The 13,322-nt window shown below is 58.3% G+C and carries 13 protein-coding genes; 5 read left to right on the top strand and 8 right to left on the bottom strand.

Annotation, left to right across the window (positions count from 1 at the left end):
• Positions 1 to 61 precede the first annotated feature (61 nt).
• Together glpK and glpD are read right to left on the bottom strand one after the other, a co-directional pair.
• Positions 62 to 1,546 carry a glycerol kinase GlpK gene (gene glpK, locus SLH47_RS14020; protein WP_320240179.1) on the bottom strand — a complete coding sequence of 495 codons (1,485 nt, stop codon included), beginning with the start codon at positions 1,544 to 1,546 and terminating at the stop codon, positions 62 to 64.
• Between the two features lie 27 nt (positions 1,547 to 1,573).
• Positions 1,574 to 3,115, bottom strand: coding sequence for a glycerol-3-phosphate dehydrogenase (glpD, locus tag SLH47_RS14015; RefSeq protein ID WP_320240178.1), 1,542 nt, complete (start codon positions 3,113 to 3,115; stop codon positions 1,574 to 1,576).
• Positions 3,116 to 3,284: 169 nt separating this feature from the next.
• Between glpD and SLH47_RS14010 the strand changes: the two genes are divergently transcribed.
• Positions 3,285 to 4,043, top strand: a complete 759-nt coding sequence (locus tag SLH47_RS14010; protein ID WP_320240177.1) for a DeoR/GlpR family DNA-binding transcription regulator — start codon at positions 3,285 to 3,287, stop codon at positions 4,041 to 4,043.
• Between the two features lie 100 nt (positions 4,044 to 4,143).
• On the opposite strand, the gene SLH47_RS14005 is transcribed toward SLH47_RS14010, so the two are convergent.
• Positions 4,144 to 4,572, bottom strand: a complete 429-nt coding sequence (locus SLH47_RS14005; protein ID WP_320240176.1) for a VOC family protein — start codon at positions 4,570 to 4,572, stop codon at positions 4,144 to 4,146.
• 67 nt (positions 4,573 to 4,639) lie between these two features.
• On the opposite strand from SLH47_RS14005, the gene SLH47_RS14000 reads away from it, so the two are divergent.
• The gene (locus SLH47_RS14000) at positions 4,640 to 5,230 is read left to right on the top strand and encodes a TetR/AcrR family transcriptional regulator (protein ID WP_320240175.1); all 591 of its coding nucleotides are present in this window, start codon (positions 4,640 to 4,642) and stop codon (positions 5,228 to 5,230) included.
• Between the two features lie 18 nt (positions 5,231 to 5,248).
• On the opposite strand, the gene SLH47_RS13995 is transcribed toward SLH47_RS14000, so the two are convergent.
• Positions 5,249 to 5,968: an RlmE family RNA methyltransferase gene (locus tag SLH47_RS13995; protein ID WP_320240174.1), complete on the bottom strand. Its 720-nt coding sequence runs from the start codon at positions 5,966 to 5,968 to the stop codon at positions 5,249 to 5,251.
• A 9-nt stretch (positions 5,969 to 5,977) separates the two neighbouring features.
• Positions 5,978 to 7,090, bottom strand: a complete 1,113-nt coding sequence (locus SLH47_RS13990) for a Ppx/GppA phosphatase family protein (RefSeq protein WP_320240173.1) — start codon at positions 7,088 to 7,090, stop codon at positions 5,978 to 5,980.
• Between the two features lie 249 nt (positions 7,091 to 7,339).
• Between SLH47_RS13990 and SLH47_RS13985 the strand changes: the two genes are divergently transcribed.
• From SLH47_RS13985 to SLH47_RS13975, 3 genes are read left to right on the top strand one after another with little or no spacing between them, the layout of a single operon-like run.
• Entirely contained in the window at positions 7,340 to 7,636 is a 297-nt protein-coding gene (locus SLH47_RS13985; protein ID WP_320240172.1) for a virulence factor, read from the top strand.
• Positions 7,637 to 7,677: 41 nt separating this feature from the next.
• The gene (locus tag SLH47_RS13980) at positions 7,678 to 8,604 is read left to right on the top strand and encodes a methylenetetrahydrofolate reductase (RefSeq protein ID WP_320240171.1); all 927 of its coding nucleotides are present in this window, start codon (positions 7,678 to 7,680) and stop codon (positions 8,602 to 8,604) included.
• A gap of 11 nt (positions 8,605 to 8,615) precedes the next feature.
• On the top strand, positions 8,616 to 9,683 hold the full coding sequence (locus SLH47_RS13975) for a methyltetrahydrofolate cobalamin methyltransferase (protein ID WP_320240170.1): 1,068 nt from the start codon (positions 8,616 to 8,618) through the stop codon (positions 9,681 to 9,683).
• A 47-nt stretch (positions 9,684 to 9,730) separates the two neighbouring features.
• Here the strand turns inward: SLH47_RS13975 and SLH47_RS13970 are convergent, their stop codons facing one another.
• From SLH47_RS13970 to SLH47_RS13960, 3 genes are read right to left on the bottom strand one after another with little or no spacing between them, the layout of a single operon-like run.
• Complete coding sequence (locus SLH47_RS13970; protein WP_320240169.1) at positions 9,731 to 10,495, bottom strand: HpcH/HpaI aldolase/citrate lyase family protein; 765 nt, start codon at positions 10,493 to 10,495, stop codon at positions 9,731 to 9,733.
• Between the two features lie 6 nt (positions 10,496 to 10,501).
• Positions 10,502 to 11,602, bottom strand: a complete 1,101-nt coding sequence (locus SLH47_RS13965) for a sn-glycerol-3-phosphate ABC transporter ATP-binding protein UgpC (RefSeq protein WP_320240168.1) — start codon at positions 11,600 to 11,602, stop codon at positions 10,502 to 10,504.
• Between the two features lie 18 nt (positions 11,603 to 11,620).
• Positions 11,621 to 13,267, bottom strand: a complete 1,647-nt coding sequence (locus SLH47_RS13960; RefSeq protein ID WP_320240167.1) for an alpha-glucosidase — start codon at positions 13,265 to 13,267, stop codon at positions 11,621 to 11,623.
• Between the last annotated feature and the right edge of the window lie 55 nt (positions 13,268 to 13,322).

The raw sequence follows: 13,322 nt of genomic DNA, 5'->3' as shown, positions 1-13,322 counted from the left end.
AGAAGGGCGAATTGAGGCGGAAGTGGAAGCTAGCTTTCTGCGCACAGGGAACTTCCTTCTGTCAAGTCAGCGTCCGTTGCACCGCGTCCTGCCACCCTGTATAGCGCTGCTTGCGCGTCGTCTCATCCATCTGCGGCTCAAACCGCCGGTCCAGCGCCCAGTTCGCGGCGAATCCTTCCTGATCGGGATAGACCCCCGCCTTCATCCCCGCCAGCCACGCCGCCCCCAGTGCGGTCGTCTCCAGCACCTTGGGCCGGTCCACCGGTGCGCCGATAATGTCGGAGAGGAATTGCATCGACCAGTCAGAGGCGCTCATTCCCCCGTCAACCCGCAAAACGCCATCGGTATCAGAGCTTTGCCAGTCGCTTTTCATCGCCTCCAGCAGGTCGCGGGTCTGGAAACCGACGCTTTCGAGGGCCGCGCGGGCGAATTCGGCCGGGCCGGAATTGCGGGTCAGACCGTAGATGGCGCCACGCGCCTGTGCGTCCCAATAAGGTGCGCCGAGGCCGGTGAAGGCGGGCACCATGTAGAGTTCCTGCCCCTGATCCGCTTTCTCGGCCAAGGGCTGCGTTTCGCTGGCCTCTCGGATGATTTTCAGACCGTCACGCAGCCACTGGACCACGGCACCGGCGATAAAGATCGACCCTTCCAGCGCGTAGGTCGGCTTGCCGTCGAACTGATAGGCGATGGTGCCAAGCAGGCGTTTCTGGCTCTCGACTAGCGTGTCGCCCGTATTAAGCAGCGCAAAACACCCCGTGCCATAGGTCGATTTCAACATGCCCGGCTGAAAACACGCTTGACCGATGGTGGCCGCCTGCTGATCGCCCGCAACACCCAGAATTGGGATTTCCTCACCGAAGAGATCGGCGCGTGTGGTGCCAAAATCGGCGGCGCAGTCAAGTACCTCGGGCAGCATGGACATTGGGATGCCAAAACGCTCGCAGATCGTGCTGCTCCACTGCCCCTTGCGGATGTCATAAAGCATCGTGCGGGCGGCGTTGGTGGCATCGGTTGCATGCACATTGCCCCCGGTCAACTTCCAGATCAGATAGCAATCGACGGTGCCGAAGAGCAGATCGCCGGCCTCTGCCCGCGCGCGGGCGCCATCGACGGTGTTCAGGATGTAGTTGACCTTGGTGCCTGAAAAATACGGGTCGGCCAGCAGTCCGGTTTTCTTGGTGATCGTCGCCTCAAACCCTTCCTTGCGCAATTCCTCGCAGAAAGGTGCCGTGCGCCGGTCTTGCCAGACAATAGCGTTGTGGATCGGCTCGCCTGTGTTCCTGTCCCAGACCAGCGTGGTTTCGCGCTGATTGGTGATGCCGATCGCGGCCACATCTGCGGCGGTGATCCCGGCCTTTTCCAACGCCCCCCGGCACGTGGCTGCGACCGAGGACCAGATATCAGACGGGTCATGCTCCACCCAGCCCGATTGCGGAAAATGCTGGGTGAACTCCTCCTGCGCGATGGCCCTCACCTGCATCTTTTCATCAAAGATGATTGCGCGGCTGGATGTGGTGCCCTGATCGATGGCCAGAATATGCGTCATGTCTCCCCCCGTTTTTTTGCTTTTGTTTCAAGCCCCCATATGCGCGTCAAGGGCCGCGATCTGATCGGTGGTAAGACGCAGGCCAAGTTTGGAGCGCCGCCAGACGATGTCTTCTGCAGTTCGTGCATATTCTTTCTTCATCAGCCATGTCACCTCAGCTTCCGTCAGCGTTGCGCCGAAATCCGTGCCCAGATCAGCGGCGGACTTGGCTGTGCCGAGAATGTTGAGAGCGTCTGTGCCGTAACCCTTGATCAAGCGCAGCGCCCAAGCCTCAGTCAGAAAGGGGTAAGCCGCTTGCAGATCGCGGACCAGACGGTCGCGCTGGCTGACAGGAAAATCGCCACCCGGCAGCGGCGCGCGATCCGTCCACGGCGCGTCGCCCCCAATCAGAGGTGTCAGCTTCTTCAGCGCGTTTTCCGCGAGCTTGCGGTAGGTCGTGATCTTGCCGCCAAAGATGTTCAGCAGCGGCGCCCCGTTGTCATCAAGCGACAGCACGTAGTCGCGTGTCGCCGCCGTCGCTGATTTCGCGCCATCGTCATAAAGCGGGCGCACGCCGGAATAGGTCCAGACCACATCATCGCGGGTGACCGGTTTGTCGAAATATTGCGAGGCGAAGGCGCAAAGATAATCCTGCTCTTCCTCGGTCGCGATGGGTTTTTCCTGCAAGTCCTCATGCTCGGCATCAGTCGTCCCGATGAGCGTGAAATCCGTCTCATACGGAATGGCAAAGATGATCCGCCCGTCCTCGCCCTGAAAGAAGTAGCTTTTGTCGTGATCGAAAAGCTTCTTGGTCACGATGTGACTGCCCCGCACCAGACGCACGCTTTCAGAGGTGTTGAGTCGGGCAACCTCACGCACCACGTTTTCCACCCACGGGCCGCCCGCATTAACCAGCGCACGGGCCGTATAGGTCGTCTGTTCATCGGCTGCCTCTGTCACGATCTCCCAATGATCACCGGCGCGTGTTGCACTGACCACCTTGGTGCGGGTCATGATCTTGGCACCCCGTTCCTCTGCATCGCGGGCGTTGAGGACGACAAGTCGCGAGTCCTCGATCCAGCAGTCAGAATACTCATAGGCGCGGCGGAACTTGTTCTTCAGCGGCTTGCCCACCGGTTTTGTCGTCAGATCAACCGTCCAGGTCCCCGGCAAGATCTGCCGCCCGCCCAGATTATCGTAAAGAAACAGACCCAAACGGATCAACCAGGCCGGCCTGCGGCCTTTCATCCAAGGCATCACCTTGGTCAGAAGCTTTGAGGTGGGCGTGTCACTCTCAAACCGCATGTCGGGGTGATAGGGCAGCACAAACCGCATCGGCCATGAGATGTGGGGCATGTTGCGCAACAGCACCTCGCGTTCGATGAGCGCTTTGCGCACGAGGCCAAACTCGAAAAACTCAAGATAGCGCAAGCCGCCATGAAAGAGTTTTGTGGAGGCAGAAGAGGTGGCCCACGCCAGATCATTCATCTCAGCCAGCCCGACCTTCAGCCCCCTGCCCGCCGCATCCCGCGCGATCCCGCAGCCATTGATGCCACCGCCAATGACAAAAACATCAAAATCCGTCTTCATGGATATCCCCTCAGGTTTATCGGCGTCATATGCGATAGCTGAGTCACTGCAAGCCTTTTGGCTCAGCATGTTCGGACATGAACAAGCGAACCTAAAACGAGTGCGCCAGTACATTTATTTTGCTTCAATTTTCTTTACTGCTGGTTCGTATTGATCTTAAAACGAACACATGGACATGCCAGAGCGTCATCAGCAGATCCGCGAACTTGCTCAGGCAGAGGGCAAGGTACTGGCCACCATGCTCGCGGAAGAGCTTGGTGTGGCCGTGCAAACGGTCCGGCGGGACCTGCGCAAGCTTTGCGCAACGGGTGTTTTAGAGCGCGTCCATGGCGGCGCGGTCTTGCCCTCGGGCGTGCGCAATATCGGCTATGGCGACAGGCGGAACTCAAACCGTGAAGCCAAGACTCGCATCGCCCGCCGTGCAGCACAACTGATCCCTGATAACGCCTCATTGTTTCTCAACATCGGGACAACAACAGAGGCAGTGGCGCAGGCGCTCCACGCCCATCGCAACCTGATGGTGGTAACAAACAACCTGAATGTCGCCAATATCCTTGCGGGCAACCCAACCTGCGATGTGGTCGTAGCCGGCGGTAGCTTGCGGCGGTCAGACGGTGGCCTGGTTGGTGATCTGGCAGCGCTTGCAATCGATCGTTTCAAGGTGGATTTCGCGGTTATCGGCGCATCAGCTATTGATTTGGGCGGCGACCTTCTGGATTTTGATCCCGAAGAGGTGCGCGTCAGTCAACAAGTCATCAAAGCAGCCCGCGCGACGGTGCTGGTCGCCGACACCACCAAGTTCACACGCAAAGCCCCCGTCAAGATCGCATCGCTTGCACAGATGGACCATTTTGTGACTGATCGTGTGCCATCAGAGGCTTTGATCAATCGATGTTCCGATTGGGGCACAAAGATCGCGTTGGTCTAGCTGGAGAATGGTGCAGCACTTGCCGTAGCTTCCCTGCATCCACTTTGATGTGCGAAAGGCGAGCCCCGGATTGCAGAAAACGGACCTCGCCAGAGTGTTTTTACAGAACGGCAAGCGCTTCCGGCGTATACTGATCCGCAAATGTACCGACAGGTGGGATGGGTTTGATCACGTCAATCAAGACACCGTTTGGATCCCGCGTAATGAAGTGGCGCTGACCAAAAGCTTCATCAGCAAGTGTTTTCAGCATTGGTAACCCGGCATCTTTCAGGCGCGTAAACTCGGCATCAACATCTTCAACCTCGAAGTTCAGGATCAGGCCATTGACCGTGCCACGTCCCTCTTCCGGGATGGTTTCATGGTCGCCCTTCAGAATAGCGATGTTCACCTTCGGATCCTCGCTTGACTGCAAGTGGCAGTACCAATCGGCATCAAAGCTCACATTGAAGCGGAAGTGGTCGACATAGAAGGCCTTGGTGGCTGCCACATCGTCTGTCTGGATCACGGGGTAGTACTGAGTCGATTTCATCTTGCTTCTCCCTTCTGGCTACATACATTCTGCATGTATCTAATTCATAAACATACAGGCTGCATGTATGCAACAAGAAAATCAAACGCGATCAAACAAGGCCAGGACGGACGCAACACGATCCGCACTTCTAAAGGCCGCAAGGCATCTGTTTTCTGAGAAAGGCTACGCAGAAACCTCAACGCCAGAGGTCGTCAAGGCGGCGGGCGTGACACGAGGCGCGCTTTACCACCATTTCAGCGACAAGCTCGACCTGTTTCGCGCTATCGTGACCGAGGAATACCAGAAGGTAGCCGAAGAAATCACGTCTTTCGCAAAGGCGGATCCAACGGATGCCGTCGATGCCTTGCGGCAAGGCAGCCGGGGCTTTTTGAAGGCGATGGAGGATCGCGGGCGCGTGCGGATCATGCTGCTCGACGGCCCTGCCGTGCTGGGCCGGGCCGAACTTGACCGGATTGACCGTGACACGTCTGCGGACGCACTGCGTCTTGGTTTGGAGGGCGCGATGCAAGCAGGTCAGATGAAGACATTACCCGTTCAGGCATTGACCGTGCAATTGTCGGCATTGTTTGATCGCGCGGCTCTCGCAATCTCAGACGGTGATGACCCGAATGCGCACCTTGAGGTCCTGGACGCAATCTTTGAAAGTCTGGCCTGAACGGTATTTGCTGTGCGCCTATTCCGACTGGCCCTTGAAACCAGTCGCCACGACAAACTTCTCTGAACTATCTGAACGAGACGCCGGTGGTTTCACATTGGCGACTTTAGCGAACCGCTGTTTCAGCAGTTTCTGCAACTCCCCTTCCGCGCCACCAGCCAGGACTTTGGCAACAAAGGTGCCGCCTTCGGTCAAAACATCAAAGGCGAAGTAAGCAGCCGCCTCGCAAAGTGCGATAATGCGCAGGTGGTCGGTTTGTTTGTGTCCCGAAGACGCCGCTGCCATGTCGGACATCACCACATCTGCGGTCCCGCCGATCCAGTCGCGCACTTTCGCGTCGGCATCATCTTCCATGAAATCAAGCTGATAGAGCTCAGCACCCGGAATGGGCTCCACCTCTTGCAGGTCAATGCCAAGGACGAAACCCTGCGCCTTGCTCGTGCGGTCGCCCAAGGCGTTTACACGTTTGACAGCGACCTGACACCAGCCGCCCGGCGCGCAACCCAGATCAACAACCCGCGCACCGGGAACCAGAAACCGGTATTTGTCATCAAGCTCCAGGATCTTGTAAGCCGCCCTGCCCCGGTACCCATCAGCTTTGGCGCGCTTCACATAAGGGTCGTTCAACTGCCGCTGCAGCCACTTGGTCGAGCTCAGCTTGCGCCCCCGCGCGGTACGGACCTTTACGGTCAGATCGCGCTGACCGCGACCAGAAGTGTTTTTCGACTTTCGCGCCATCCTCGCCCCCTAGAACGGCGTGTCTTCCAGCACGCCATCGGCAGACATCTGGGCGTAAAGCAGCCCTTCCCGCAGCCCACGATCCGCCACCGAAAGACGATCCGTGGGCCAAAGCCGCATGAGTGCTTGCAGAATCGCCGAACCTGACATGATCAGCGCCTGTCGGTCCTTGCCAATCCTTGGGTCATTTCGGCGGCCCGCAGGACCCAGCGCCAGATAGTCGCGAATGACGGTGTCAATCTGATCAGACGTCATCCGCAGACCGTCCACCTTGGTCCGGTCGTAGCGTTTGAGTCCGAGGAAGCTGGCAGCAACAGTTGTCACCGTCCCGCTGGTGCCAATGATCTGAAAGCCTTCGCGTGCCTGTTCGGCGGCATACGGCGAGAATTCCTCAAGGTTCTCTTCAAAAAACCAGCTCATCAGAGCAAAGCGCGCCGCATCATCTTCCACATCTGAAAACTGATCGCGCAAGGTGGCCACGCCCAAGGGCACCGAAATCCAGTCCACCACCTTGGCGGCGGCAAACGGCCCCGGGTCTGACTTGAACCCCGCATGCAGCCGCATGATCGCGCGCGGACGCTCGCGTTTCGGGACATTGGTCAGATCAATCCAGACAAGTTCGGTCGAACCACCGCCGATATCCACGACCAACAATTGCTCGGTATTGACGCTCACCAGAGGGGCGCAGGAAATCACGGCAAGCCGCGCCTCTTCCTCAGGCTTGATGATCTCGAGCTCCAGCCCCGTCTCGCGGCGAACCTGCGCGACGAAGTTATCGCCGTTCAGTGCGCGCCGACAAGCTTCGGTGGCGACGAGACGCATGCGTTTCACCTTGTGACGCTTCAGCTTTTCTCGGCAAATTCGCATCGCCGAGATTGTCCGGTTCATAGACGCACGCGACAATTTACCGGTACTTTCAAGGCCATGGCCAAGTTGTACGGATTTTGAGAAGCTGTCCACGACATGAAATTGACTGCCCTTCGGTTGGGCAATCAACATCCGACAGCTGTTTGTGCCCAGATCCAGTGCCGCATAAAGCTGCGCCGGATCGGGCGAGGTTGGCGCGAGGGTCTCAACCGCTTTGGGAAACGCGCCCGCACCTTTGGGACGCTTGGGCGCCATCTTTACGCCCTCCATTTCAAGTTAACCCTAAGCTAGGCTGCCAAGCGCCGACGCACAAGCCTTGTGCAAGCGGATTTGAAATCCCCACATATATGACATGAAGATTTTGCGGCCCGCAGCCTATAGCCGCTGGCCTGTAAGATCGGATAGCAACGGCCCGTCGCGGATCGCATCTGCGATGTCGAAAACCGGCATAATGCGGCACATATCAGTGTTAGAACGGACGCTACAAAGCGCGAGGGGAATCAGATGCCCGAAGTCACAATCGTATATTGGCGCGACATCCCGGCGCAGGTGATCGTCGGGCGCGGCCGTCGCGGCACGAAACGCCCCCTGCCTGAACGGTTTGAACAGGCAATCGACCGGGCGGCAATGAAATCCGGCGCCGCTGAGTCCGATGATTACATGGCCGGGTTTCGCAAGGCGGACGCCATCGCAGTTGACGGTACGGAAACCGAGGCGGCTGAGACGACAGTGATCCGACTTGATAGCGAGTATGACCCGGACCGGATCAAGACCCTGATTGCAAATGATGGCTGGGCTTGAAGCCGCCCACCCCATTCCCTGCCCGCCTGACGGAGGCCTTTATGTCACTACTCTCATTCCGCAAAGCCAAGGACGCCGACACAACGGTCAACCCGGAAGTCGAGGCGTTCTTGCAGGATTACTCCATTGAGGTGATGCCGCGCACGGCCGAGAAAGTGGACAACTTTCGCGATCTCCTGCCCGAAGGCACCCGCGTCTACATCGCGCATATCGAGGGCACGCCGATTGCGGATATGGTCGCCACTGCCAAACGGCTTGCGGCCGACGGCTATCAGGTGATGCCGCATTTTCCCGCACGCATCATCAAGGACAAGGCGACCCTAGCCGAGTGGATTGCACAATATCAGGGTGAGGCTGGCGTTGAGCAGGCACTGCTTTTGGCCGGTGGTGTGGCCAAGCCGCATGGTGATTTCGACAGCTCCATGCAGCTTCTGGAAACCGGACTTTTCGATCAGTCCGGGTTCAAACGTTTGCACGTCGCAGGCCACCCGGAAGGCAACAAGGACATCGATAGAGACGGCAGCGACACGAATGTGATGGCCGCATTGCGCTGGAAACAGGCCTTTGCCGACAGCACCGATGCCGACATGGCCATCGTGACGCAATTTGCCTTTGATCCAGAGCCGCTGATCGCCTGGGCCGATGCGCTGCGCACGGCGGGTATCACAATCCCGGTCCATATCGGCATTGCTGGGCCCGCAAAGCTGCAAACGCTGATCAAATTTGCCATTGCCTGCGGCGTTGGCCCGTCGCTGAAGGTACTGCAGAGGCGGGCGATGGATGTTTCAAAACTACTGCTACCTTATGAGCCGAACGACGTAATCACGGCGCTCGCCGCGCACAAAGCCGCACAACCCGACTTCAACATCACTAATGTGCACTTCTTCCCGCTCGGCGGGATCAAGACCAACGCCAATTGGGCCATCGCCAATGGCGGTGCTTCCGCCGTTCCAGCCTCGCAAACCTGAAAGCCCCCTATATGACACGCACCATTGTCGAATCCAAAACCAAGACCGCGATCATCGGATTCGATGAACCATTTTGCGTGATCGGCGAACGGATCAACCCCACAGGCCGCAAGATCCTTGCCGCCGAGCTTGAACAGGGTGATTTTAGCCGGGTTGAGGCCGATGCTTTGGCGCAAGTTGCGGCCGGCGCCAATGTGCTTGATATCAATTCCGGTGCGGTCTTTTCGAACAAGATGGCCGAAGACCCGCGCTATGCGGACAACAACTTTGTTGAGCCGCCCTTGATGAAGGAAATGGTTGAACGGGTGCAAGCCGTCACCGATATCCCGCTCTGCATCGACAGTTCGGTCCCCGGCGCACTGGAAAACGGGCTTGAAGCTGCCGAAGGGCGACCGCTGCTCAACTCCGTGACGGGTGAGGAAGAGCGGCTTGAACTGGTTCTGCCGCTGGTGAAGAAATACAACGTGCCGGTGGTTGCAATCTCGAACGACGATACCGGCATCAGCGAAGACCCCGACGTACGCTTTGCCGTAGCGAAGAAGATCGTGGAGCGCGCAGCGGATTTCGGCATCCCGGCGCATGACATTGTGGTCGATCCACTGGTGATGCCAATCGGCGCGATGGACACTGCAGGTCAGCAGGTCTTTACCCTCGTCCGGCGCCTACGGGAGGAGTTAGGCGTGAACACAACATGCGGCGCGTCGAATATCAGCTTTGGCCTGCCGAACCGTCACGGGATCAACAATGCTTTCCTTCCCATGGCGATGACTGCGGGGATGACAAGCGCGATCATGAACCCAATCGCCTTACCGATAGGCCCCAAGAAGATAGCCGAGAAGAAAGCCGAAATCGCCGCTGCGGGTGTGATCCTTCCTGATGAGATGGACGACGAGACATTCGTGACGCTGTTCGGCATGGGCTCGACCAAAGCGCGCGCGGGCAGCGAGATGGAGGCCATTCGCGCAGCCAACTATCTGACGAATAACGATGAAGGCGGCAGCGAATGGATCAAGTTCAACCGTGCGCCTGCCAAGGAAGGCGAAGGACGCGAACGGCGCGGGCGCAGGCGGCGCGCGTAACCAGACTTTTTGGAAATATCTGCCCAAATTCCTTATCAAGGAATCTGCTATGAAACCCGTCCGGCCAAACCGCGCAAAGCGCCGTTCAGAAGCGCCAGATCGCCACCAACACCTAAGAATGTCACGCCTTTCCGGGCATATTCCGCAAAGCGGCTCTCATCAAAGGTGATGATACCAGCGATTTTGCCTGCCGCATTAGTACGCGCAATCAGGTGATCAATCGCCTTTTCGACCTCTGGATGATCGGGCTGACCGGGATATCCCATATCGGCGGACAGGTCAGCGGGACCAACAAACACCCCGTCAACACCGTCGACCGCCGCAATCGCATCGATATTCTCGACCGCCTGCGCGCTTTCTGCCTGTACCAGCAAGCACATCTGCGCATTCGCCGCATGCGGATAATCGGTAATCGACCCGAACCCGGATGCTCGCGCCAGGACGGCCCCCATGCCACGGATGCCGTCCGGCGGATATCGCATTGCCCGCGCCATCTCTTCCGCTTTGGCCGCATCATCGACCATTGGGACAAGCACTGTCTGGCACCCCAAATCGAGCACCTGCTTGACCATCCAGACATCCGCATTGGCGATCCGGACAACCGCCGGTGTCCCGGTCAGTGCCAGTGCCTGCAATTGCGGCAGCATCTCGGTCAGGGTGTTTGGACCGTGTTCGCCGTCAATCAGGCACCAGTCAAAACCCGCCTGCCCCGCAATCTCGGCCAGGACAGCAGAGCCGGAGGTGAGCCAGAGACCATGCTGTACCCTGCCGCTCTTCAGAGCGGTTTTGAGCGTGTTTTCAGGAACCTGCATCGGGCTTCAGCGATAGTACAGTGAATGCCCGTTGTGGAAGATCTGCACCTTGGCGGGGTCTGCGGTGAATTTCAGGGTCTTGCCCCGGATATCCCGATGGATCCCTGCCAGCTTTGCAATCACCGTGTCGGTGTCGTGATCGCTGCTGGGCGGTTCAAAGTAGATCTGCGTCACTTCACCCAATGCTTCCACGATGCTGACCTTGTCCGAGAACAGATAGTCGTCACTTTCTGTCAGGATCATATCCTCGGGCCGGACCCCGATATTGACCTTCAGTCCCTTATCGGAGGCTTGCGTCGGCACGGCGGAATGCGCCACGGCGCCGCCTTCCAGCTTCACCGTCGTCTGTTCACCTGTCTCGACAATTTCACCGCCCAAAAGGTTCATCGCCGGGGAGCCGATGAACTGTGCGACGAATTCATTCTCCGGCCGCTCATAAAGCTCCAGCGGGGTGCCCACCTGTGCGATGCCTTTATTCGCAAGCACCACGATACGGCTCGCCAAAGTCATCGCCTCGACCTGATCGTGCGTCACGTAGATCATCGTGCTTTCAGGCATCGACTCTTTCAGCTGCGCGATCTCGATCCGGGTCGCAACACGCAAGGCCGCATCGAGGTTTGAGAGCGGTTCGTCGAAAAGGTAAACCTTGGGATCCCGCACGATGGACCGGCCAATGGCCACACGCTGTCGCTGCCCGCCCGAGAGCGCCTTGGGCAGGCGGTCAAGATACTGATCCAATTGCAAAATCCTAGCGGCCTTGCTGACAGCTTCATCAATCTCTGCCTGGGATTTCTTGGCGAGTTTCAGCGCGAAGGACATGTTGTCACGGACAGTCATATGCGGATAAAGCGCATAAGACTGGAACACCATCGCGATGCCGCGCTGTGCCGGGGGCACGTCGTTGACCAAATCCCCATCGATCTCCAACGTCCCGCCGGTGATCTTCTCCAGCCCTGCAATCATTCGGAGCAATGTCGATTTCCCGCAACCGGACGGCCCGACAAAGACAATCAGCTCACCCTGTTTGATGTCCAGATTGATGTTTTTCAGGACATCAACCGTGCCGCCATAGGTCTTGGCGACGTCCGTTAGTTTCAGATCAGCCATGTCTCACTCCCCTGATATTCATGACCTGAGCGCGAGGCAAACCTGCCACGGCCCAAGATGCAGTCTCCCGTCTGCAGATGTATGTGCGCTGCCCAGTTCGGCGCCAATGGGCGTCCAACTCCCTGCGGGCAGATCGAAATCCGATGGTGTTTCACTGACATTGAAGGCGCAGAAAATCGTCTGATTGCCTTCGGTCCGCGTGAAGTAGACGACATCGCCTTTGGCCTTCACGCCATCATGGGCACCGATGCTGACCGCCGGATGTGTGTGGCGAAAGGCGATGGCCTTGCGATAATGGTGCAAAAGCGCGCCCGGCTCATCCTCTTGCGCCGCGACCGACAAATGCAGGTGTTCGGAGGCGACAGGCAGCCAGGGTTTGGCCGCTGAAAACCCGCCATTCTGGTTGCTCGGCTCCCACACCATTGGGGTGCGACAGCCGTCACGGCCCTTGAATTCAGGCCAGAATTCGATGCCGTATGGGTCCTGCAAGTCTTCAAAGGCGACATCGGCCTCTGGCAGGCCGAGTTCCTCGCCCTGATAAATGCAGACCGAGCCGCGCAGGCACATGATCAATGTGGCAAACATGCGTTGGGCAGCGGGCGGCAGATCCCAGCGGCTTGCATGGCGGATCACGTCATGGTTGGAAAACGCCCAACAGGCCCAGCCTTCGGCGGCGACCTCATCAACCCGGTTCATCACGTGCACGATCCGGGCGGCGGTGGGTTGATCCTTGGCCAGAAACTCGAATGCATAGCACATCTGTACCAGATCATCGCCGGCCGTGTATTCGCCCATGATCTCCAGCCCCAATTGGGCATCCCCTACCTCACCCACAGCGGCGGCACCGTAAGGTTCCATCACAGCCCGCAGCCGAGCAAGGAACTTCGTATTTTCGGGGTGGTTCTTGTCGTAGAGGTGCTCCTGGTGATTGTAGGGGTTCACCGACGGCGCGATGGTCGCGTTCCGGCGCTCTGGCGGCAAGGCCGGATTATCGCGCAACGCGGCGTCATGCATGTAGAAATTGATCGTATCAAGGCGGAACCCGTCGCAACCCCGGTTCAGCCAGAAGCGCGCTACATCCAAAAGCGCATCCTGCACGGCAGGCTCGTGGAAATTCAGGTCCGGCTGCGAGACAAGGAAATTGTGCAGATAGTATTGCTCGCGCCGCGCGTCCCATTGCCAAGCTGAGCCGCCAAAGATTGACAGCCAGTTGTTGGGCGGCGTGCCATCGGGCTTTGGGTCCGCCCAGACATACCAATTGGCTTTGTCGTTGGTGCGGTTCGCGCGGCTTTCGGCGAACCACAGATGCTGGTCGCTGGTATGGCTCAGCACCAGATCGATCATCACCCGAATGCCCAGCCGGTGGGCCGTTTCGACCACCGCATCGAAATCAGCAAGCGAGCCGAACATTGGATCGACATCGCAGTAATCGCTGACGTCGTAGCCGAAATCCTTCATCGGCGACATGAAAAAGGGCGATATCCAGATCGCATCGACCCCAAGCGAGGCGATGTAAGGCAGCCGCTGCACGATGCCGAGCAGATCGCCCACCCCGTCACCATTGCTGTCCTGGAAGCTGCGCGGATAGATCTGATAGATCACCGCCCCGCGCCACCAATCCTTGTCGATGGCCGTCTCTGCAGTCGTGGCAAGATTGGAGTTCATGACCATTGTTCCTGTAACCCCGTCCCGAACTTTTCTTGGGGGGCGCTTGGTTGAG

This window comes from Cognatiyoonia sp. IB215182, from assembly GCF_033963905.1.
GTDB lineage: Bacteria > Pseudomonadota > Alphaproteobacteria > Rhodobacterales > Rhodobacteraceae > Yoonia.
The sequence above is the reverse complement of the archived record's forward strand: the minus strand, read 5'-3'. Positions and strand labels throughout refer to the sequence as shown.

Coding starts and splice junctions, on each gene's coding strand:
- glpK (WP_320240179.1), bottom strand. CDS start 1,546: ATGACGCATATTCTGGCCATCGATCAGGGCACCACATCCAGCCGCGCA.
- glpD (WP_320240178.1), bottom strand. CDS start 3,115: ATGAAGACGGATTTTGATGTTTTTGTCATTGGCGGTGGCATCAATGGC.
- SLH47_RS14010 (WP_320240177.1), top strand. CDS start 3,285: ATGGACATGCCAGAGCGTCATCAGCAGATCCGCGAACTTGCTCAGGCA.
- SLH47_RS14005 (WP_320240176.1), bottom strand. CDS start 4,572: ATGAAATCGACTCAGTACTACCCCGTGATCCAGACAGACGATGTGGCA.
- SLH47_RS14000 (WP_320240175.1), top strand. CDS start 4,640: ATGCAACAAGAAAATCAAACGCGATCAAACAAGGCCAGGACGGACGCA.
- SLH47_RS13995 (WP_320240174.1), bottom strand. CDS start 5,968: ATGGCGCGAAAGTCGAAAAACACTTCTGGTCGCGGTCAGCGCGATCTG.
- SLH47_RS13990 (WP_320240173.1), bottom strand. CDS start 7,090: ATGGCGCCCAAGCGTCCCAAAGGTGCGGGCGCGTTTCCCAAAGCGGTT.
- SLH47_RS13985 (WP_320240172.1), top strand. CDS start 7,340: ATGCCCGAAGTCACAATCGTATATTGGCGCGACATCCCGGCGCAGGTG.
- SLH47_RS13980 (WP_320240171.1), top strand. CDS start 7,678: ATGTCACTACTCTCATTCCGCAAAGCCAAGGACGCCGACACAACGGTC.
- SLH47_RS13975 (WP_320240170.1), top strand. CDS start 8,616: ATGACACGCACCATTGTCGAATCCAAAACCAAGACCGCGATCATCGGA.
- SLH47_RS13970 (WP_320240169.1), bottom strand. CDS start 10,495: ATGCAGGTTCCTGAAAACACGCTCAAAACCGCTCTGAAGAGCGGCAGG.
- SLH47_RS13965 (WP_320240168.1), bottom strand. CDS start 11,602: ATGGCTGATCTGAAACTAACGGACGTCGCCAAGACCTATGGCGGCACG.
- SLH47_RS13960 (WP_320240167.1), bottom strand. CDS start 13,267: ATGAACTCCAATCTTGCCACGACTGCAGAGACGGCCATCGACAAGGAT.